The sequence below is a fragment of the Vibrio sp. 10N.261.46.E11 genome (genome assembly GCF_041472735.1).
Taxonomy (GTDB): domain Bacteria; phylum Pseudomonadota; class Gammaproteobacteria; order Enterobacterales; family Vibrionaceae; genus Vibrio.
Window position 1 is genome coordinate 90,704 of the sequence record NZ_JBFRQW010000017.1, and the last position, 19,910, is coordinate 110,613.

The following is a 19,910-nucleotide window of genomic DNA, read 5'->3' on the forward strand; positions in this document are numbered from 1 at the left end:
GATCTGTTGATGAAAAGCAGATGATTGAAGTTTATGAGGAACAGATGACAGCACTGCAACGTTTTTACCAATGGGTCATCGACTCACCGCCATTACTAGAAATCAAGCCACCGATTTCGGATCTCAGTGCATTCTCTAGCCACCATGCCATCGACTCATCACATACTTATAATGGAAACCCTAGATTAGGTTTCCTCTACCAACATCTATGTGAACAAGTTGTCGAAGCTTCACCTGATTATTCGATTAAGCACGATGAGATTCAGATTAATGTGGATGGTAGAACGCTAGGTGCTATCGACTTTATTCTTGAAGAAGAGAGCACCCAAAAGCTGCAACATTGGGAAGTGGCGATTAAGTTTTATCTGCTCCATGAACAAACATGGTTTGGGCCAAACTCTCATGATCAATTGGATAAGAAGCTCGATAGGATGCTAAGCCACCAACTTGGTATGTCATCTTCAGCCGCCTTTATTGAACAGTATCCAAAGGTTGATGTCGACTCAAAGCACCTCCTCATGCAGGGTCGCCTATATACCAACCCCTTCTTAGATCAAAAAGTACCTACTGAATGTTTGGGCTATGACATTAATTCAAGCCAAGTAAACGGTTTTTGGTGCTATCAAAACCAAGCTCATTTAATTACCGAAGTGCTCTACCCTCTCACCAAAGAGCAATGGGCAGCGGGCACTGATGATTTCACCTGCGAGCCTATCACCGAGTTTGGTGATCGCTTCGTTCATGGACAAACTAAATCAGGGCAGTTTTGGTTTGTGATGCCACAAAGTTGGCCACACGGATAATCTATTCAGTTGCTTAGCGATTAAACTACTTAGCCTTGGCCGCTTTACCCACAAACTGATAAAAAAGGGCTGATGCTTTCACATCAACCCTTTCACTATTTACCTTGAGACTCTAGTAATCGAGATTCGATTATAGGCCAGCGGCTGCAAATACTTGATTAACAATCTCTTGCGCTTCTGCTTCGATTGCTTTTAAGTGCTCTTCCCCTTTAAAGCTTTCACAGTAGATCTTATAGATGTCTTCAGTTCCTGATGGACGAGCAGCAAACCAACCGTTTTCAGTCGTCACTTTTAGGCCGCCAATCGCAGCACCATTACCAGGAGCGTGCGTTAAGCGTGCAGTAATTGCATCACCAGCAAGCGTCTCAGCTGAAACCATCTCTGGAGATAGCTTCTTAAGCACATCTTTTTGTGCGCCGTTAGCTACAGCTTGAATACGGTTGTATTTAGATTCACCGTGTTTAGCGGCAAGCTCTTCGTAGTATTCTTGTGGGTTCTTACCGGTTACCGCTGTGATCTCAGCCGCAAGTAGGCAAAGAATTAGGCCATCTTTATCTGTTGACCAAGGCGTTCCGTCTTTACGTAAGAAAGATGCACCCGCACTCTCTTCGCCACCGAAACCAAACTGACCGTTGTATAAGCCATCAACGAACCATTTAAAGCCAACTGGCACTTCACAAAGTTCACGACCTAAGTCAGCAACAACACGGTCAATCAATGCACTTGATACCAATGTTTTGCCAACAGCAACGTCTTTACCCCACCCTTCACGGTTACGGTATAAGTAGTCAATACACACCGCTAGGAAGTGGTTTGGATTCATCAAGCCTTTTGGCGTAACAATGCCGTGGCGATCGTAGTCTGGGTCGTTACCAAACGCTAGTTGATAGTCATCTTTAAGCGCCAATAAACCTGCCATCGCGTATGGAGAAGAGCAATCCATACGAACTACACCGTCTTTGTCTAGAGACATAAACTGGAACGAAGGATCAACCGCTTCACTTACAAGAGTAAGGTCTAGGTTGTACGCTTTGCCAATTTGACGCCAGTAATCAATACCGCTGCCACCCAATGGATCAACACCAATCTTGATGTTTGCTTTCTGGATCGCTTGCATATCAACCACATTAACCAAGTCAGCAACGTATGGTGCAACTAAATCAACTTCTTTCACTAGCTCAGACTGTTTAGCCTGTGCGATAGGAGTACGCTTAACGCCTTGCATTTGCTCAGCAATGATCACGTTCGCACGATCTTCAATCGCTTGAGTAAGTTCAGCTTCAGCAGGGCCACCGTGTGTCGGGTTGTATTTAATGCCCCCGTCTTGAGGTGGGTTATGTGAAGGCGTGATAACAATGCCGTCAGCTTTTTTATCATTCACTAGATTGTGCGTAAGAATCGCGTGCGAGATACCTGGAGTTGGAGTAAAGCCATTGTTTTCTTGAACGATAACTTCAACGCCGTTTGCAACTAGCACTTCAATAACCGTAGAAAAAGCAGGCTCAGATAGAGCGTGAGTATCTTTGCCTAAGAAAAGTGGGCCAGTAGTACCTTGATCGGCACGAACCTCAGCAACCGCTTGTGCGATCGCTAGAATGTGGTTTTCATTAAATGTTGATTTGTCAGCTGTACCGCGGTGACCTGAAGTACCGAACAGTACTTTATGATCTGGGTTAGTAGCATCCGGTTGCTGTAAGAAATAGTTTGCAACTAAAGCCGGGATATTATGAAGATCTTCCTGCTGAGCTTTCTGCCCGGCACGAGGGTGCATAGCCATTATCGACATCCTTATATAAAATTTAAAAACAAAAAAACCTCATAATATCTTCTTAGCCATGGATATTATGAGGTTTAAATCAGATTTCGTTAAATTGAACCTGTTACTTTTTCTATCAATTCTGCTTGGAAATTCATGCGGCTCATAAGCTGTTCAACCATCTGTCTTTTTCGGCTTGTATTGTTATTCGTAATAACCCAAAAAGGACTTTGTGGAATAGCTTTAGGCTTAGTTGTGTTGCCGTTTGCTAACAACGTCGCTTCGTTGTCTGCAAAGTAAACACGCTTGCGGCCCTTTACTTGAGTTGCTTCTGAAAAGCTTAAAGGGTCGATTTTATGCAGTGTTGATAACACAAGCATGAAACGATCAATGGCTTTCTTTAGTGATGCAAACTCATCTGATATTAGTAGTGAGCGCATTTCTTTAACGCCATCGAACTTCTCTGGAGTAAAGCCTACCTCTTTGCTAACAACGATACCTTTTGGCTCAACGATCTCTTCGATCGGAACCGTGCCTTGGTTATCAACCAGTAACAAGCGGCGCAGAATATCTGAAGCGCTTTCGCCAATACGTTCTGTCTGACCCGCAATAAAACGGTATAGGTCCTCATCAACCTCAATTGTTTTCATTCGCTTTTCACAATCTCAATGTTTAAACTCTAGGGGATTATAGCGAGATCCGCGCGGATACTCTACGTCAAACCCACCATGAATAAGATAAAAATGTCAGTACAGCTCAACTATAAAATTGAAGGTGAGGGTCACACCATTGTTTTGATCCATGGATTATTCGGTAACTTGGACAACCTTGGCTTGCTCGCTAGGGATCTAAAAGCCGATCATCAAGTACTTAGCATCGATCTACGCAATCACGGTCAATCTTTCCATAGTGACACTCATAATTATCAAGCTATGGCACAAGATGTGGCTCAACTGCTGAATGATCTTAAGTTAGATGGTGTTACTGTGATTGGCCACTCGATGGGCGGCAAGGTAGCGATGGCACTGACACAACATCTGACGCTGCATAAATTGATTGTCTTAGATATGGCACCAGTCGCGTACACCCAAAGTCGTCACGACAACGTATTCGCAGGCCTACAAGCTGTGATAGAAGAAAAACCGACATCACGCTCAGAGGCGCTTAAGGTCCTCGCAAAACATATCGAAATTGATGGGGTTCGCCAGTTCTTAACGAAATCTTTGTTTAAATCAGAACAAGGCATCATGGAATGGCGTTTCAACGTTGCCTCGCTATTAAGCAACTACCCACAGATTATTGGTTGGGAAACGATTGACAAAACCTCAGTCAAAACCTTGCTAATAAAGGGTGGTGACTCAGATTATCTGACGGCTGAGCATCAAACCGCCGTTCAACAGCAGTTTTCCAACGCAAAGGCACATGTTATCGCCAATACTGGACATTGGCTACACGCGGAAAAGCCCGCTGAAGTGCTCCGTGCAATAAGAAAATTCATCACTTAGATGGGTTGATTAGTCGATATAAATGAGAGCTGTGTAATCACAGCAGATTAACTTTATCTCACAACAGTGATATAGTGCGCCCAAGCAAATTTGGTATATAAGGTTCCCATGCTTTACGACTACATGAACATCATTGAATCTGTTGGTTTAGATCTTCTGTTTGCCGCGATTTTCTTTCTAATCGGAATGGCAATTAAAGACGTTCTAAAGCAGGGGAATGTTCCTGCATTTGGTCGTCGTATCGTATGGTTAGTACTTTTCCTTGGCTGCGCAGGTTTTATCGCAAAAGGGATAATCCAACTAAGCTGGGAAGGATCTGGAATCTAACGATTTCCTCCGAACTTTATTACACCGACAACAGACAAAATGAAAGGTAATGATTCTATGGCAAGTGTAGGTCTCTTCTTTGGTAGCGATACAGGTAACACTGAAGCTGTTGCTAAGATGATTCAAAAGCAATTGGGCAAGCAGCTCGTTCAAGTTCAAGACATTGCAAAAAGCAGCAAAGAAGATATCGATAACTTCGATCTGCTGCTGCTTGGTATCCCTACGTGGTACTACGGCGAAGCACAATGTGATTGGGATGACTTTTTCCCTGAGCTAGAAGCTATTGATTTCTCAACTAAGCTTGTTGCGATTTTTGGTTGTGGCGACCAAGAAGATTACGCAGAATACTTCTGCGATGCTATGGGTACTATCCGTGATATCGTTGAAGCAAAAGGCGGTACTATCCTAGGTCACACGTCAACTGAAGGCTACGAATTCGAAGCATCGAAAGGTTTAGTTGAAGGCGATGACAGCCAGTTCGTTGGTCTATGTATCGATGAAGACCGTCAACCTGAGCTGACTGATGAGCGTGTATCTAACTGGGTTAAACAAATCCACGAAGAGATGTGCCTAGCAGAGCTAGAAGACTAATTCATTAGCGGTTGTTAATTGTTACAATTAATGACGGTTATGTAGATATGAAAAAACCTCCTTCTGGGAGGTTTTTTGCTATTCAATGGTAACCAATTAATACTCAGCTTCTAGTGCTTCATCATCTCTAAATTGTGGCTTCTTTCTCACATAGAGAGTTCTCTGAATTTCCGAAACCACACTTCCCTGCTTATCTTTAACGTGGATGATAAATTCGGGGAAACACTTCTCACCAAGTTGTGTCTGACGATAGATATCCTCAAGTTGCCCTTGGCTTATCTCAAAGTCTGCATACAAGTCGGATTGACCAGGCTTGATAAAGTTAATACTCGCCTCTTTATCCCAAACATAATATCGCTCACCTAAAATCCCCATTAACATTAACGAGTAAACGGGATCGGTAAGAGAAAAGATACTGCCTCCATATTGAGTACGATTGGCGTTCTTATTCCACCACCGCAACTTGAGCACAGTCTTAACAACCCTAAAGTCAGCGCTAATGTGGGCTATTCGAATTCCCGAGCCCCAAAAGGGAGGCCAAATATTGAGTGCAAATTTTACAATATTAGGTTTATATATTTTTGCGAGTTGCTTATTCATAACAACAATCCATGTTCATATCAAAAAACACCGTCACTTGACTGGTCGTACCTCCACTATAAGTGAGATACTTCCAATTTACAAAACAGATTGTGATGTCAGTAAGTAACCCTTTGAAGTTCGTGGTTTATTGTTATGCCTGACTAAACTATAATGGTATTAATATTGAATTCTGTTAATTGCTGCAGATCATCAACAGGAAAGTATATGTCAGACAATAATCAAGCGCTAAAAGATGCAGGTCTTAAAGTGACCCTTCCACGGCTCAAAATTTTAGAAGTATTACAACAGCCAGACTGCCAACATATTAGTGCTGAAGATTTATATAAGAAGCTGATCGACCTAGGTGAAGAAATCGGTCTTGCAACCGTTTATCGAGTACTTAACCAATTCGATGACGCTGGCATTGTAACTCGTCACCACTTCGAAGGCGGCAAGTCTGTATTTGAACTTTCTACACAGCACCACCACGACCACCTTGTATGTTTAGATTGTGGCGAAGTGATCGAATTCTCTGATGACATCATCGAAGAAAGACAGAAAGAGATTGCTCAGCGTTACAACGTGCAACTGACAAACCACAGTTTGTACTTGTACGGCAAAAGCATTAGCGGAGATTGCAAAGGCAATCCAGACGCGCATAAAGCGAAGAAGTAATACAGAACGCTGGCTTAGGCCGGCGTTTTTTATATGGTCACTATATAAGTACGAATAACCGATATTATTCAGACACAAAAAACCGGCTCTAGGCCGGTTTTTTATTGGGTTGCTTTTAACAAGCTAAACACTCAAGCATTAAGCTTCAGTTTTACCCCAAGTGTCACGTAGGCCAACCGTGCGGTTGAACACTAGAGCGTCTGCTTTAGAGTCTTTCGAATCGACGCAGAAGTAACCTGTACGTTCAAACTGGTACGCTTGTTCTGCAACACCTTCTACTAGGCTAGGTTCAACAAAACCATTTAGCGTAACAAGTGATTCAGGGTTTAGCGTTGCTGCAAAGTCATCAGCTGCAGCTGGATTTGCCACAGTGAATAGACGATCGTAAAGACGAATCTCAGCAGGCAATGCTTTATCAGCCGATACCCAGTGGATAACACCTTTCACTTTACGGCCATCAGCAGGGTTCTTACCTAGTGTTTCGTTGTCGTAAGAACAGAAGATAGTCGTAATGTTGCCTTCCGCATCTTTCTCGATACGCTCAGCTTTAATCACGTAAGCACCACGTAGACGAACTTCTTTACCTAGAACCAAACGCTTGTATTTCTTGTTTGCTTCTTCACGGAAGTCATCACGCTCAATCCACACTTCACGAGTAAATGGTACTTCACGAGTGCCCATTTCAGGTTTGTTCGGGTGGTTAGCAACCGTTAGTGTCTCTACTTTATCCGCATCGTAGTTTTCAATCACGATCTTAACTGGATCCAGAACAGCCATTGCACGAGGTGCATTTTCGTTCAGGTCGTCACGGATACAAGATTCAAGTGAACCGAATTCAATCATGTTCTCTTGTTTAGTTACACCGATACGCTTACAGAACTCACGGATAGACGCAGAAGTGAAACCACGACGACGTAGGCCAGAGATAGTAGGCATACGTGGGTCATCCCAACCTTGAACTAGGTTTTCAACTACAAGTTGGTTCAGCTTACGCTTAGACATCACTGTGTATTCAAGATTCAGGCGGCTAAACTCATACTGACGAGGTTGGCAGTCAATCGTGATGTTATCTAGAACCCAATCGTACAAACGACGGTTATCTTGGAATTCAAGCGTACAGATAGAGTGCGTAATACCTTCCAGCGCATCAGAAATACAGTGAGTAAAGTCGTACATTGGGTAAATGCACCACTTGTCAGCCGTTTGATGGTGGTGAGCAAAACGAACACGGTAGATAACAGGATCGCGCATCACCATGAATGAAGAGCTCATGTCGATCTTAGCACGTAGACACGCTTTACCTTCTTCAAAGCCACCGTCACGCATTTTTTCGAACAACGCTAGGTTCTCTTCTGGGCTGCGATCACGGTATGGGCTCGCTTTACCTGGCTCTTTTAGCGTGCCACGGTACTCACGGATTTGATCAGGACTTAGCTCGTCAACATACGCTAAGCCTTTATTAATTAATTCCACAGCATAAGCGTAAAGCGTATCGAAGTAGTTTGATGAGTAACAAATATCACCAGACCATTCGAAGCCTAACCAGCTTACATCATTCTTAATTGACTCAACGTATTCAACGTCTTCTTTTTCAGGGTTTGTATCATCGAAACGAAGATTACATTGTCCCTGGTAGTCCTGAGCAATACCAAAGTTCAAGCAAATAGATTTAGCGTGACCAATGTGCAGGTAGCCATTTGGCTCCGGCGGGAAACGAGTATGCACGCTACTGTGTGTACCATCCGCTAAATCTTTATCAATAATTTGGCGAATGAAATTCGATGGACGAGCCTCAGCTTCACTCATCTATAGCACCTCTATGTATTTAGTATTGTCAGAGAAAGTTATCTTTCGTCTCCAAGAAAACGGTCACTTATAGCGCCAGTCTAAGATAGAAAGATCATTGTTTCTAATCATCCACAATTCTTAGCCTTTGCACAATAAGAACCGTCCGTTAATTGCGATTATTTCTGCTATTCGATGAAGAATAGAACGAACCGTGTTCGTTGCCCCTAGACAGTAGGCACAAAAAAGCCTCCCGTGTGGGAGGCTTTCAATTTGTAACTTATTTAAGAGTAATTATACATCTTATTTAAGCACTTCCGTTACTAAGGAAGTTTTACATCAGATAGGTCTTCACCTGCACCGATAGCTTTCATTTCGCCAGCTACGATTTCAGCTAGTGGGCCTAGGATAACCTGTAGGTTGTTCTCACCTAGTTTAACCACACCTTTAGCGCCAAGCTTCTTAAGAACAGCTTCATCTGCGATAGAGCGGTCTTTAAGAGTTAGACGTAGACGAGTGATACAAGCGTCGATTGAAGTTAGGTTTTCGTGACCGCCTAGTGCTTTTAGGTATTGACGTGCAACTTCACCTTTTGGTGCGTCACCAGCCGGAGCAACTGCAGCTTCATCATCTTCACGACCTGGCGATTTCAAGTTGAAAGCGCGGATTGCGAAAGAGAAAGTGAAGAAGTATAGAGCACCGAAACCAAGACCGATTAGTAGTAGTAGGAATGGTTTAGTTGCTAGACCCCAGTTCAGTACGAAGTCAATTAGACCAGCAGAGAAACCGAAACCGTGCAGAGTACCAAACATGTTTGCAACGACTAGAGACAGACCTGTAAATACAGCGTGCATTGCGTATAGAGCAGGAGCTAGGAATACGAACATGAATTCTAGCGGCTCTGTGATACCTGTTAGGAATGAACAGAATGCAACTGAGAACAGTGCGCCACCAACTTGGCTACGTTTTTCAGCAGGAGCAGCTAAGTACATTGCTAGTGCAGCACCTGGTAGACCGAACATCATTACAGGGAAGAAACCGTTCATGAATACGCCAGCGCCTTTATCGCCACCGAAGAAACGGTGTAGGTCGCCAGATTTAACAGTTTCAGTCACTTCTTTAACTACAGTAGTGATTTCTGGAGTTACAGAGTTAGCGAATGTGAATGTGTGCTCTTGGCCAACAACGAGAGTTTTCGCTAGTGATGGGTCAACACAAAGTTGAGTGATGTTAGCGAATGCGCCTTGACCAGCAACGATGATTTCTTGACATGTACCCATACCGAACCAGAAGTATGAGTTCAATACGTGGTGTAGACCTACAGGGATAAGTGCACGGTTAAGAGTACCGTAAACGAATTGACCGATAGCGCCAGACGTTGATACTGCGTGAGCCAGTGCGTCTAGACCAGATTGAACACCAGGCCAAACCACACCAGACACAGCACCTGCAACAAGTGCAAAGAGACCAGCCATGATAGGTACTAAACGTTTACCCGCAAAGAATGCCAGCCACTCAGGAAGACGTGTTGCATGGAAAGCGTTGTAAGAGTGACCTGCGATGATACCAGCGAAGATACCGCCGAAGAATGACATATTTACGTCAGCATTAATTGTTGTTGCTGTCGCTGTTAGTACAAAGTAAGCAACTGCACCAGCAAGACCCGCTGCACCGTTACCGTCTTTAGAAAGGCCAATCGCGATACCTAGACCAAATAGCAGTGGTAGGTTACCAAAAATTGCGCCACCAGCTTGCGCCATGAATGGAATGTCAAGTAGATCACCTTGACCTAAACGTAGTAGAAGCGCCGCAATCGGAAGTGTTGCGATAGGTAGCATTAATGCCTTACCTAGCTTCTGTGCATATCCTAGAATATTCACCAGTTGTTTCCCCCTATAGGATTTTTTAGAATTCATTTGAGAAACTTATTTTAGTCGCTCAATTTAGTCCTGTTCAGTGTATTCAATTAATTTTGCCCCGCAAATTAAAACCTTACCATTTGTGATCCTAATCACCAGTTTTTACCAAATCCAGAGGTTTTTGCTAGCGAGATCATAAAACTTATTTTATCATTCAAAAAAATGAGCGTTTATAGATAAAATTCAAATCTAATCATTAGGCAAAAACATGATATTCCTAATTTTAGATTACCCTATGAATAATCATTAACAATGAACCTGAATGTATAATAAAGATCAATTGTTCGTATGTTTTTCAACAACTTAAATAGCTTCCCATTTTGAAGCCGTTCGCCCATAAAAGATAAATCGTTACGTAAATGATGCTCGCAAACTAAGTCCACATTTAGGTAACGAACAAATTTAAAAGATCTCACGAAATAAGGATTAGCTGACTATGTACGCGCTAAGTAACTGTAAAATTTACACTGGTAGTGATGTTCTAACCGATCATGCCGTCGTAATAGAAAATGAACTGATCAAAAAAGTCTGTCCTATCTCTGAATTGCCAGAAGGAATCGAGGTTCGCGATCTAAACGGAGCAAACCTAAGCCCAGGTTTCATTGACTTACAGCTGAATGGTTGTGGCGGTGTAATGCTTAACGATGAGATCACGGCAGAAACAATGCAGATCATGCACGAAGCAAACCTTAAATCAGGCTGTACTAGCTTCTTGCCTACGCTCATCACCTCTTCAGACGAAGATATGCGTGCCGTTATCACTGCAGCTCGCGAATACCACAACCAATACCAAAACCAATCTCTAGGTCTGCACCTTGAAGGTCCATACCTAAACGTTGCGAAAAAAGGTATTCACAGCGTCGATCACATTCGCAAATCTGACAGCGAAATGATTGAACTGATTTGCGAGAATAGTGATCTTGTTGCAAAAGTAACATTGGCTCCAGAGCTGAATGACCCAGAACATATCGAACGCCTACACAAAGCTGGCGTTGTCGTTTCTATCGGCCACACAAACGCGACTTACGCAGAAGCTCGCCAAAGCTTCGAATCTGGTATCACGTTCGCTACTCACCTATTCAATGCAATGACCCCTATGGTCGGTCGTGAACCGGGCGTTGTAGGCGCGATTTACGACACACCAGAGGTTTACGCTGGGATCATTGCCGACGGTTTCCACGTTGATTACGCAAACATCAGAATTGCGCATAAAATCAAGGGAGAAAAGTTGGTATTAGTGACGGATGCCACAGCTCCTGCAGGTGCTGACATGGAATACTTTATTTTTGTCGGTAAGAAAGTATATTACCGTGATGGTAAGTGTGTTGATGAAAACGGCACACTGGGCGGCTCAGCTCTGACTATGATTGAAGCAGTTCAGAATACAGTTGAGCACGCTGGTATCGCTTTAGACGAAGCTCTTCGCATGGCTACGCTATACCCAGCTACGGCTATCGGTGTAGAAAGCAAGCTAGGTCGAATCAAAAAAGGCATGGTTGCAAACCTAGCTGTATTTGACCGAGACTTTAACGTTAAAGCGACTGTTGTTAACGGACAATACGAGCACAATTAAGTATGAATGGCGGACAAATAGGTAACGTAGACTTAGTTAAACAACTAAACAGTGCGGCGGTATACCGACTAATAGACCAACAAGGGCCTATCAGTCGTATACAAGTGGCTGATGTAAGCCAACTCGCACCGGCAAGTGTTACAAAAATTACCCGCCAACTTTTAGAGCGCGGCCTAATCAAAGAGGTTGCGCAGCAAGCGTCTACTGGCGGTAGACGCGCTATCTCCCTAACCACAGAAGTAGAACCTTTTCATTCTGCCGCAGTGCGCTTAGGTCGAGACTATATTCAAATTAGCCTACATGACCTTGGCGGTCGTGAATTGGCTTTCCAACAGCAAGACCTGAATTATTCAGACCAATCAGACCTTACCCAAGGCTTGGTAAATAATTTGAAGGCTTTCATTGCTGAGCATCAGCCAAAAATCGACCAACTGATTGCTATTGGTGTTACCCTTCCAGGCTTGGTTAACCCAACGACCGGTGTTGTTGAGTACATGCCAAACACTGACATCGATAACCTCGCATTAAGCGACATTATTCGCGACACTTTCCATGTGGCTTGTTTTGTCGGCAATGACGTTCGAGGAATGGCGCTTGCTGAGCACTACTTCGGTGCAAGTAAAGACAGCCAAGACTCTATTCTTGTCAGTGTTCACCGTGGTACTGGCGCAGGCATCATCGTTAATGGTCAGGTTTTCTTAGGCCATAACCGTAACGTGGGTGAGATTGGTCATATCCAAATTGATCCGTTAGGTGAACAATGCCAGTGTGGTAACTTCGGTTGTCTTGAAACCGTAGCGGCAAACCCTGCTATTGTTGACCGAGTACAGAAACTCATTAAGCAAGGCTATGAGTCTTCTTTAACTGAACTTGAAAATATTACGATTCAAGATGTTTGTGACCACGCAATCAATGGCGATGAACTCGCGAAGCAAAGCTTAGTTAGAGTAGGAAACCAATTAGGCAAGGCTATCGCGATGACGATTAACCTGTTTAACCCTCAGAAAGTAATCATTGCTGGTGATATTACCAAGGCACAAGAGATTGTTTTCCCTGCAATTAAGCGCAATGTAGAGAATCAGTCGTTAACGGCTTTCCATAGCGGCCTGCCTATTGTAGCATCACAGATCGATAAGCATCCCACGATGGGAGCTTTTGCAATGATTAAGCGTGCCATGCTCAACGGCGTGCTACTTCAAAAGCTACTCGAAGACTAAAGAAAACCATTCTGATTTTCCGCGGGCCGTGTTTGTATAAACACGGCCCGTTTTTCAAGCTAGGGAACTACTACTACAAGTTATGGAACTTATATTAATATCCACTGCGTTTATTGCAGGATTTATTGCTTTAAAGTGTCACCTTCCCCCATTGGTCGGCTTTTTGGTCGCTGGTTTTGGGCTCTTTGCTCTGGGTTTTGAAACCAATAACACCATCATTACCTTGGCTGATCTTGGTGTCACCCTGCTTCTATTTACGATTGGCTTAAAGCTCGATATTAAAACCCTGCTCTCTAAAGAGATCTGGGCTGGCGCGACAATCCACAACCTTTTGTCCACTCTGTTTTTCGCCGTCGCCCTGTTTGGCTTTAAGTTCTTAGGTATTTCATCGCTAGCTGCCATGTCGGTAGAACAGATCGTTCTGCTCGGTTTTGCTCTTTCATTCTCTAGTACGGTATTTGCGGTTAAGACTCTGCAAGAGAAAGGCGAAATGAATGCGACCTACGGAACGTTAGCGATTGGTATCTTGGTCATGCAGGATATCTTCGCCGTAGTATTCTTAACGGCTTCTACGGGCAAAATACCTGAGTGGTATGCGATTGCTCTGTTTGCCCTACCCTTATTACGCCCACTGTTCTACAAAGTGCTCGATTGGGTTGGTCACGGTGAGATGCTGGTTCTTTCAGGCATCTTCTTCGCATTAGTCGTCGGTGCTGGTTTATTCCATTTGGTTGGTGTGAAACCAGACTTGGGGGCTCTTGTTTTAGGTATGTTACTTGCTGGTCACCCAAAAGCCTCAGAATTATCAAAGTCGCTGTTTAACCTTAAAGAACTTTTCCTTGTCTGTTTCTTCTTGAATATTGGCTTGTCAGAACAGCCAACTATTCAGGGTTTTATGCTTGCAGTATTGTTCTTATTATTACTTCCAGTGAAAGGCGTTCTTTACTTCTTAGTGCTTAACCGCTTTAAGTTCCGTGTTCGAACGTCTCTACTTGCCTCGCTATCACTGTTTAACTATAGCGAGTTTGGCCTCATCGTTGGTGGTCTCGCCTTCAAGATGGGTTGGATGTCTGGTGATATCTTGGTGGCGGTGGCGATAGCGGTTTCATTGTCGTTCTTGATCGCTGCACCTCTAAACCGAGCTGGTCACAAGCTTTATCAACAATCTGGTAAATGGTTAAAAGAACATGCCGCAGAAAAGCTTCACCAACGTGATAAGCGAATTGACCCAGGTCGGGCCCAAGTGCTGATTCTTGGTATGGGACGAATTGGTACTGGTGCTTATGACGAATTACGCTCTCGCTATGGCAAAGTCAGCCTAGGTGTTGAAGTTCGCGAAGAAGCCGCGCACAATCACAGAAGCCATGGCAGGAACGTGATCTCTGGTGACGCGACTGACCCGGATTTCTGGGAACGAATTCTAGATACAGCAAACGTAAAGCTAGTGATCTTGGCTATGCCTCACCACCAAGGTAATCAAACCGCTTTAGAGCAATTGAAGTCACGTAACTTTAAAGGCCAAATTGCGGCTATTGCTGAATATCCAGATCAACTCGAAACATTAAAAGAAAACGGTGTCGATGCAGCGTTCAACATTTATAGCGAAGCAGGTAGCGGTTTTGCTCGCCACGTTTGTGAGCAGCTAAACCCTAACATAAGTAAAATCTAGTCATAAACATTGTCTCGTTAACCTCTCAAAATTGCTGTTCTTTTGCACTTTTGAGAGGTTTTTGTTTAAAAAACCAACCGCAATTGAACATCACACACCAAAACAACAATAAAATTAGATATTTTCTAACAGAACACCCTTTATATTATTTTTTTGCTCACATTCGGTTGCTTTTTTTAGCCAGAATGGCAAATTGAATGCAGTTGATTTAGAAATTATTTAAAAGGAAGTTCTATGTGTTCAGTATTTGGCATTCTCGACATTAAAAGTGATGTCGCAGCACTTCGCCCTATTGCTTTAGAAATGTCTAAAAAGCTTCGTCACCGTGGCCCAGACTGGTCTGGTATCTATGCCGGTGAAAAAGCCATTCTTGCTCACGAGCGTCTAGCTATCGTCGGCCTAAACAGTGGTGCTCAACCACTATATAGCCAAGACAAAAAACACATTCTTGCAGTGAACGGCGAAATCTATAACCACAAAGAACTTCGCGCTCGCTATGAAGATAAGTACCAGTTCCAGACGGATTCTGACTGTGAAGTTATCCTAGCGTTATACCAAGAAATGGGCGCAGACCTTTTAGAAGAACTTAACGGTATTTTCGCTTTCGTTTTATACGACGAAGAAAAAGATGAATATCTAGTGGGTCGTGACCACATCGGTATCATCCCGCTTTACCAAGGTTACGATGAGCACGGTAACTACTACGTTGCTTCAGAGATGAAAGCATTGGTTGAAGTATGTAAGACGATCAGTGAATTCCCTCCTGGTAGCTTCTACTCTTCGAAAGATGCAGAACCTCAACGCTACTACATACGCGATTGGAACGAGTACGCTGCGGTACAAGGCAACAGCACAAGCAAAGAAGAACTGACTGAAGCGCTAGAAGCAGCAGTTAAACGTCAACTAATGACTGACGTTCCTTACGGTGTACTTCTATCTGGTGGCCTTGATTCATCAATTACTTCAGCGGTCGCTAAACGCTTTGCTGCAATGCGTATCGAAGATGATGAGCAATCTGAAGCTTGGTGGCCACAACTGCACTCATTCGCAGTTGGCCTTGAAGGCGCACCAGATCTTATCGCTGCTCGTGAAGTTGCGGACAAGATCGGTACTGTGCACCACGAGATGACTTACACCATTCAGGAAGGCTTAGATGCAATCCGTGATGTTATCTACCATATCGAGACTTACGATGTAACGACGATTCGTGCATCAACGCCAATGTACTTGCTTGCTCGTAAGATCAAAGCAATGGGCATCAAAATGGTATTGTCTGGTGAAGGTGCTGATGAAATCTTTGGTGGCTACCTTTACTTCCATAAAGCACCAAACGCGAAAGAGTTCCACGAAGAGACAGTACGTAAGCTGCTTGCTCTAAGCATGTTCGACTGTGCTCGTGCAAACAAGTCACTTGCAGCATGGGGCGTTGAAGGTCGAGTACCATTCTTAGATAAAGAGTTCATTGATGTCGCTATGCGTTTGAACCCTGAAGATAAGATGTGTGGTAACGGTAAAATGGAGAAACACATCCTGCGTGAGTGTTTTGAAGACTACCTACCAGATTCAATCGCATGGCGTCAAAAAGAGCAGTTCTCTGATGGTGTTGGCTACGATTGGATTGATACGTTGAAAGCAACGGCTGAAGCAAAAGTAACGGATCAACAAATGGAAGCTGCTAAGTTCCGTTTCCCTTACAACACACCAACAACCAAAGAAGGTTATGCATACCGTGAAATCTTTGAGGAGCTATTCCCTCTAGAATCAGCGGCAGAATGTGTACCTGGTGGTCCATCAGTTGCTTGTTCATCAGCGAAAGCAATTGAGTGGGATGAGTCGTTCAAAAACTGTGTCGACCCATCAGGCCGTGCGGTACAAGCCGTTCACAACGACGCTTATAACGCTTAAAACACTTGAAAAACTCGAATACTAAAAAAGGCGCGTTATGCGCCTTTTTGTTTTAAGCCTATTTTTTATGACTGCAGTTATGCGAGAGCTTGTAGTGCTTCGTTCTCAATACTGATTGGAACCACTTGGCTGATCATTTTCACCAGCATAATCGATCGAGCTTCACCGTCTTTCTGATCGAAAATAGCTTCAACCCCTGCAAATTGGCCACTCTGAATCTTAACTACCTGCCCTGCCTCGAACTCAGCACAGCAATCTTCAACTTCGTTACTACAGCACTTCTCGAACTCTTTAAGCTCAAAAATCAAGTCGCCTTGGACCTCGTGTGGCAGTGCTCCAAACTTAATGAAGTCCACTACACCACGCGTTGAACGAACTGTAGTAAAACTTGGGCCCTGCTCATAATCAAAACGGACAAAGATATATGATGGGAACAGCGGCTCTTGTACTCGCTTCTCTTTCCCTCTCACTACCTTTTCGACTTCTATTTGAGGGTAAAAGCACTCTACCCCCTGATTTTCTAGATGCTGTTGAGCGCGTTTTTGATCACCACGCTTACAGTAAAGTAAATACCAACGTTTCATTTAACTAGCCATTTTATATTTTTAGACATTTTACCACATACCAAAACGATTGAATCGCCGTTAATAAATGAGTTTTGATAACCGAGAAATTACGCGCAATAGACAAACTTATCAACCAAAACTAATAGGTATAAATTTTGGTCAGACATTGTACAGGGAACATTTAGAGATCAAAAGACACATTGCTGTAAACATATGTATCTCGCAGATTATAAGAATGACATTCCTTTTAAGATCATAACGATAGACTAGACCAATAGATCTAAACAATTTTATTGAATACGGGCTAAAACAGGTCAATAACGAACCAGGTCAAATATGAAAAATTAGTTTGCAGCACAAGCAGAATGGGCCACATAAAAAGTAAATGTATTTAATATCAACACCTTACTCAACCTCAGTTATCGTAACCATAAAATACGCCTATTGCAGACTTTTACCCTACTGTGTATACATGAATAACTATAAAATCTTTTAATACTTAAAATTAGTAAAACTTATGCCAAGCACTCACAACATCTTTGGCCACCCTAGAGGCCTATTTCTACTTTTTAGCACAGAGCTATGGGAACGTTTCTCTTACTACGCGATGCGTGCCATCCTTGTTTTATTTTTGACTGACACTACCCTCAACGGTGGACTTGGTTGGTCAACGAAAGACGCACTTGATCTCTACGGTATCTACACCGGTTTAGTCTACATCACACCATTAATTGGCGGCTGGATTGCCGATAACTACCTAGGACAACGAAAATCAATCCTGATTGGTGGTGTATTGATGGCACTAGGCCAATTTACACTTGCTCTACCTAACGGCTTTATTGGCTTAGACCAAGTCAACGCTTTATACCTGGGTTTAGCGCTGCTTATCAGTGGTAACGGCATGTTCAAACCAAACATCTCGACGATGGTTGGTGACCTTTATCAAGAAGGCGATAACCGTCGTGATGGCGCGTTTACTATTTTCTATATGGGTATTAACTTAGGTGCACTACTGGGCGGCCTTATCTCCGGTGCTGCGGTTGATTCGTATGGCTGGAAAGCAGGTTTCCTAGCGGCAGGCATCGGTATGGTTATTAGTTTAATCATGCAAATGACAATGGCTCAATCTTGGTTAGGCAACATTGGTTCTGTACCTGCAGCAGCTAGAGCAAAAGAGCTAAACAAATCGAAAGAGAAAACGCCACTAACTAAAGAAGAGTTCGACCGACTAAAAGTGATTCTAGTTATGGGTCTGTTCGTGATCGTTTTCTGGGCGGGCTTTGAACAAGCTGGTGGCCTAATGAACATCTACACTCAACAATATACCGACCGTATGATTGGTGGCTTTGAAGTTCCGGCTGCTTGGTTCCAATCTCTAAATCCATTCTTCATCATTACACTTGCACCTATCATCGCTGCATTTTGGGTGAAGCTTGGTAAGCGTGAACCAAACTCGCCGGTTAAGTTTGCAATGGCGCTGTTCTTCTTAGCACTAGGCTTTGTCTGCATGATGGGGGCGGTAATGGAGCAAGGTGGCGACCTAACAGTGAAAACATCCATGTTATGGCTAGTGGGTGCTTTCTTCTTCCATACTCTTGGTGAGCTTTGTCTATCTCCTATTGGCCTGTCGTTGGTCACTAAGTTAGCTCCGCTTCGCCTAGCATCATTGATGATGGGTGCATGGTTTGGCTTCAATGCGGTAGCAAACTATGTAGCTGGTCTAGTGGGTTCTCACGTTGGTGAGCTTGGCGCAATGTCTATCTTTGGTGGCATCGCGATTACAGCAACAATTAGTGGCGTATTACTGCTGCTTTGTGCAGGTAAGCTTGTATCATGGATGCATGGCGTAGAAACTAACACTATGCTTGAAGCTGAGCCAAAAGCTGAGACAGCAGAAACCTCTGTTGCTTAATATCTAGATCTATCAAGAAGAAACATCAAGATCAAAAAGGGCTGCTCAGTGAGCAGCCCTTTTGTTATCTATTCAATCGACACATCAATTAGCGATGAAGCGCTACCAGTTCAGCCATCATGTCGATATGCGAATCTCTGTCGTTAAGACACATGATGTAGCTAAAGTCCGAACCACCAGCGTCAATGAAAGTCTCTTTACACTGGTCAGAAATTTCTTCTAGCGTTTCTAAACAATCCACCGAAAATGCAGGCGCCATGATGTCGATCTTCTTGATTCCTTTGCTTGGCAACGATTCAAGCGTCTCATCTGTGTACGGCTTTAACCACTCCTCTCGCCCAAATCGAGACTGGTATGTCATGGTAATATCGTCTGCAGATAAGCCCAACTCGGCAGCAAGCAATTTTGTCGTCGCTTCACAATGCTGAGGATAGATGTCACCTTCATCGGCTAATCTTTTAGGGATGCCGTGGAATGAACAAACCAAGTGATCCGCTCTGCCATTTTTATCCCAATGACTGCGCACACTTTCAGCTAATGCTTTTGCGTAACTAGGGTGGGCGTAGTAGTCGCGAATAAAACGATAGCTAGGTATTACCGGCATTTGCTTAAAGGCTTTGGTTAAACCATCTGAAACTGCCGCTGTGGTTGTGCCAGAGTACTGAGGATATAAAGGCAGTACGATGATGTCCTCAACACCCTGGTCCATCAGTTGCTCAACACCAGTCTTAATGCTTGGGTTACCATAGGTCATACCCAGTGCAACCGGCATCTCTAGTTTCTTCTGGAGCTTTTCAGCTTGTCTTTGAGAATACACAAGCAGTGGTGAGCCTTCATCCATCCAGACAGATTGATACAACTTGGCTACTTTGGGTGCTCGAATCGGTAAAATCACCCCGTGCAAGATTGGGCACCAAAGCCAACGGGTTAGGTTTACTACTCGCTTGTCGTGTAAGAATTCACTCAAAAATCGACGAACGCCAGCTGGGGTCGCCGAATCTGGTGTTCCTAAGTTCACCAGTAAAACGCCCTGCTTTTTATTATTTTCCATAGATACCTGAGACCAATATGTGATTTTCTGGAAAGTAATATACTAATCTGCATAAGTTTAAGATCATTGCTTCC

General features: G+C 43.6%; 17 protein-coding genes. 10 read left to right on the top strand and 7 right to left on the bottom strand.

Annotated elements, in window-relative coordinates; genetic code table 11:
- Window positions 1-44: 44 nt before the first annotated feature.
- Window positions 45-803, top strand: a complete 759-nt coding sequence (locus tag AB4407_RS05620) for a DUF1853 family protein (protein ID WP_372119496.1) — start codon at window positions 45-47, stop codon at window positions 801-803.
- A gap of 130 nt (window positions 804-933) precedes the next feature.
- On the opposite strand, the gene pgm is transcribed toward AB4407_RS05620, so the two are convergent.
- Both pgm and seqA read right to left on the bottom strand, forming a co-directional pair.
- Window positions 934-2,580: a phosphoglucomutase (alpha-D-glucose-1,6-bisphosphate-dependent) gene (gene pgm / locus AB4407_RS05625; protein ID WP_372119441.1), complete on the bottom strand. Its 1,647-nt coding sequence runs from the start codon at window positions 2,578-2,580 to the stop codon at window positions 934-936.
- 89 nt (window positions 2,581-2,669) lie between these two features.
- On the bottom strand, window positions 2,670-3,209 hold the full coding sequence (gene seqA / locus AB4407_RS05630) for a replication initiation negative regulator SeqA (protein WP_012604536.1): 540 nt from the start codon (window positions 3,207-3,209) through the stop codon (window positions 2,670-2,672).
- 93 nt (window positions 3,210-3,302) lie between these two features.
- On the opposite strand from seqA, the gene AB4407_RS05635 reads away from it, so the two are divergent.
- The 3 genes from AB4407_RS05635 (at window position 3,303) to fldA (ending at window position 4,982) form a co-directional block, all read left to right on the top strand.
- Window positions 3,303-4,064 (top strand): alpha/beta fold hydrolase, encoded by a 762-nt coding sequence (locus AB4407_RS05635; protein ID WP_372119443.1) that lies wholly within the window; start codon window positions 3,303-3,305, stop codon window positions 4,062-4,064.
- Between the two features lie 108 nt (window positions 4,065-4,172).
- The gene (locus AB4407_RS05640) at window positions 4,173-4,391 is read left to right on the top strand and encodes a DUF2788 domain-containing protein (protein WP_372119445.1); all 219 of its coding nucleotides are present in this window, start codon (window positions 4,173-4,175) and stop codon (window positions 4,389-4,391) included.
- Between the two features lie 57 nt (window positions 4,392-4,448).
- Complete coding sequence (gene fldA / locus AB4407_RS05645) at window positions 4,449-4,982, top strand: flavodoxin FldA (protein ID WP_009847329.1); 534 nt, start codon at window positions 4,449-4,451, stop codon at window positions 4,980-4,982.
- Window positions 4,983-5,078: 96 nt separating this feature from the next.
- Here fldA and AB4407_RS05650 read toward each other — a convergent pair whose 3' ends face one another.
- Entirely contained in the window at window positions 5,079-5,582 is a 504-nt protein-coding gene (locus AB4407_RS05650) for a DUF4442 domain-containing protein (RefSeq protein WP_372119447.1), read from the bottom strand.
- 207 nt (window positions 5,583-5,789) lie between these two features.
- Here AB4407_RS05650 and fcrX point away from each other — a divergent pair, with 207 nt between their 5' ends.
- The gene (gene fcrX / locus AB4407_RS05655) at window positions 5,790-6,239 is read left to right on the top strand and encodes a ferric iron uptake transcriptional regulator FcrX (RefSeq protein ID WP_048606469.1); all 450 of its coding nucleotides are present in this window, start codon (window positions 5,790-5,792) and stop codon (window positions 6,237-6,239) included.
- Window positions 6,240-6,377: 138 nt separating this feature from the next.
- On the opposite strand, the gene glnS is transcribed toward fcrX, so the two are convergent.
- Together glnS and nagE are read right to left on the bottom strand one after the other, a co-directional pair.
- Window positions 6,378-8,045, bottom strand: a complete 1,668-nt coding sequence (gene glnS, locus AB4407_RS05660; protein WP_372119449.1) for a glutamine--tRNA ligase — start codon at window positions 8,043-8,045, stop codon at window positions 6,378-6,380.
- A gap of 302 nt (window positions 8,046-8,347) precedes the next feature.
- Window positions 8,348-9,904 (bottom strand): N-acetylglucosamine-specific PTS transporter subunit IIBC, encoded by a 1,557-nt coding sequence (gene nagE / locus AB4407_RS05665; RefSeq protein ID WP_372119451.1) that lies wholly within the window; start codon window positions 9,902-9,904, stop codon window positions 8,348-8,350.
- A gap of 475 nt (window positions 9,905-10,379) precedes the next feature.
- On the opposite strand from nagE, the gene nagA reads away from it, so the two are divergent.
- The 4 genes from nagA (at window position 10,380) to asnB (ending at window position 16,307) form a co-directional block, all read left to right on the top strand.
- Complete coding sequence (gene nagA, locus AB4407_RS05670; RefSeq protein WP_012604541.1) at window positions 10,380-11,516, top strand: N-acetylglucosamine-6-phosphate deacetylase; 1,137 nt, start codon at window positions 10,380-10,382, stop codon at window positions 11,514-11,516.
- Between the two features lie 2 nt (window positions 11,517-11,518).
- Window positions 11,519-12,733, top strand: coding sequence for an ROK family protein (locus AB4407_RS05675; protein WP_372119453.1), 1,215 nt, complete (start codon window positions 11,519-11,521; stop codon window positions 12,731-12,733).
- 82 nt (window positions 12,734-12,815) lie between these two features.
- Window positions 12,816-14,402, top strand: coding sequence for a cation:proton antiporter (locus tag AB4407_RS05680; protein ID WP_372119456.1), 1,587 nt, complete (start codon window positions 12,816-12,818; stop codon window positions 14,400-14,402).
- Window positions 14,403-14,636: 234 nt separating this feature from the next.
- Window positions 14,637-16,307: an asparagine synthase B gene (gene asnB / locus AB4407_RS05685; protein ID WP_372119458.1), complete on the top strand. Its 1,671-nt coding sequence runs from the start codon at window positions 14,637-14,639 to the stop codon at window positions 16,305-16,307.
- 77 nt (window positions 16,308-16,384) lie between these two features.
- Here asnB and rfaH read toward each other — a convergent pair whose 3' ends face one another.
- Window positions 16,385-16,891: a transcription/translation regulatory transformer protein RfaH gene (gene rfaH, locus AB4407_RS05690; protein WP_372119460.1), complete on the bottom strand. Its 507-nt coding sequence runs from the start codon at window positions 16,889-16,891 to the stop codon at window positions 16,385-16,387.
- 499 nt (window positions 16,892-17,390) lie between these two features.
- Between rfaH and AB4407_RS05695 the strand changes: the two genes are divergently transcribed.
- Window positions 17,391-18,785, top strand: coding sequence for a peptide MFS transporter (locus AB4407_RS05695; protein ID WP_372119462.1), 1,395 nt, complete (start codon window positions 17,391-17,393; stop codon window positions 18,783-18,785).
- Between the two features lie 88 nt (window positions 18,786-18,873).
- Here the strand turns inward: AB4407_RS05695 and hemH are convergent, their stop codons facing one another.
- Complete coding sequence (gene hemH, locus AB4407_RS05700) at window positions 18,874-19,836, bottom strand: ferrochelatase (protein WP_372119464.1); 963 nt, start codon at window positions 19,834-19,836, stop codon at window positions 18,874-18,876.
- Between the last annotated feature and the right edge of the window lie 74 nt (window positions 19,837-19,910).

Bases quoted from the DNA above. Each gene is read 5' to 3' on its own strand.
- AB4407_RS05620 (WP_372119496.1), top strand. From the start codon at position 45: ATGACAGCACTGCAACGTTTTTACCAATGGGTCATCGACTCACCGCCA.
- pgm (WP_372119441.1), bottom strand. From the start codon at position 2,580: ATGGCTATGCACCCTCGTGCCGGGCAGAAAGCTCAGCAGGAAGATCTT.
- seqA (WP_012604536.1), bottom strand. From the start codon at position 3,209: ATGAAAACAATTGAGGTTGATGAGGACCTATACCGTTTTATTGCGGGT.
- AB4407_RS05635 (WP_372119443.1), top strand. From the start codon at position 3,303: ATGTCAGTACAGCTCAACTATAAAATTGAAGGTGAGGGTCACACCATT.
- AB4407_RS05640 (WP_372119445.1), top strand. From the start codon at position 4,173: ATGCTTTACGACTACATGAACATCATTGAATCTGTTGGTTTAGATCTT.
- fldA (WP_009847329.1), top strand. From the start codon at position 4,449: ATGGCAAGTGTAGGTCTCTTCTTTGGTAGCGATACAGGTAACACTGAA.
- AB4407_RS05650 (WP_372119447.1), bottom strand. From the start codon at position 5,582: ATGAATAAGCAACTCGCAAAAATATATAAACCTAATATTGTAAAATTT.
- fcrX (WP_048606469.1), top strand. From the start codon at position 5,790: ATGTCAGACAATAATCAAGCGCTAAAAGATGCAGGTCTTAAAGTGACC.
- glnS (WP_372119449.1), bottom strand. From the start codon at position 8,045: ATGAGTGAAGCTGAGGCTCGTCCATCGAATTTCATTCGCCAAATTATT.
- nagA (WP_012604541.1), top strand. From the start codon at position 10,380: ATGTACGCGCTAAGTAACTGTAAAATTTACACTGGTAGTGATGTTCTA.
- AB4407_RS05675 (WP_372119453.1), top strand. From the start codon at position 11,519: ATGAATGGCGGACAAATAGGTAACGTAGACTTAGTTAAACAACTAAAC.
- AB4407_RS05680 (WP_372119456.1), top strand. From the start codon at position 12,816: ATGGAACTTATATTAATATCCACTGCGTTTATTGCAGGATTTATTGCT.
- asnB (WP_372119458.1), top strand. From the start codon at position 14,637: ATGTGTTCAGTATTTGGCATTCTCGACATTAAAAGTGATGTCGCAGCA.
- rfaH (WP_372119460.1), bottom strand. From the start codon at position 16,891: ATGAAACGTTGGTATTTACTTTACTGTAAGCGTGGTGATCAAAAACGC.
- AB4407_RS05695 (WP_372119462.1), top strand. From the start codon at position 17,391: ATGCCAAGCACTCACAACATCTTTGGCCACCCTAGAGGCCTATTTCTA.
- hemH (WP_372119464.1), bottom strand. From the start codon at position 19,836: ATGGAAAATAATAAAAAGCAGGGCGTTTTACTGGTGAACTTAGGAACA.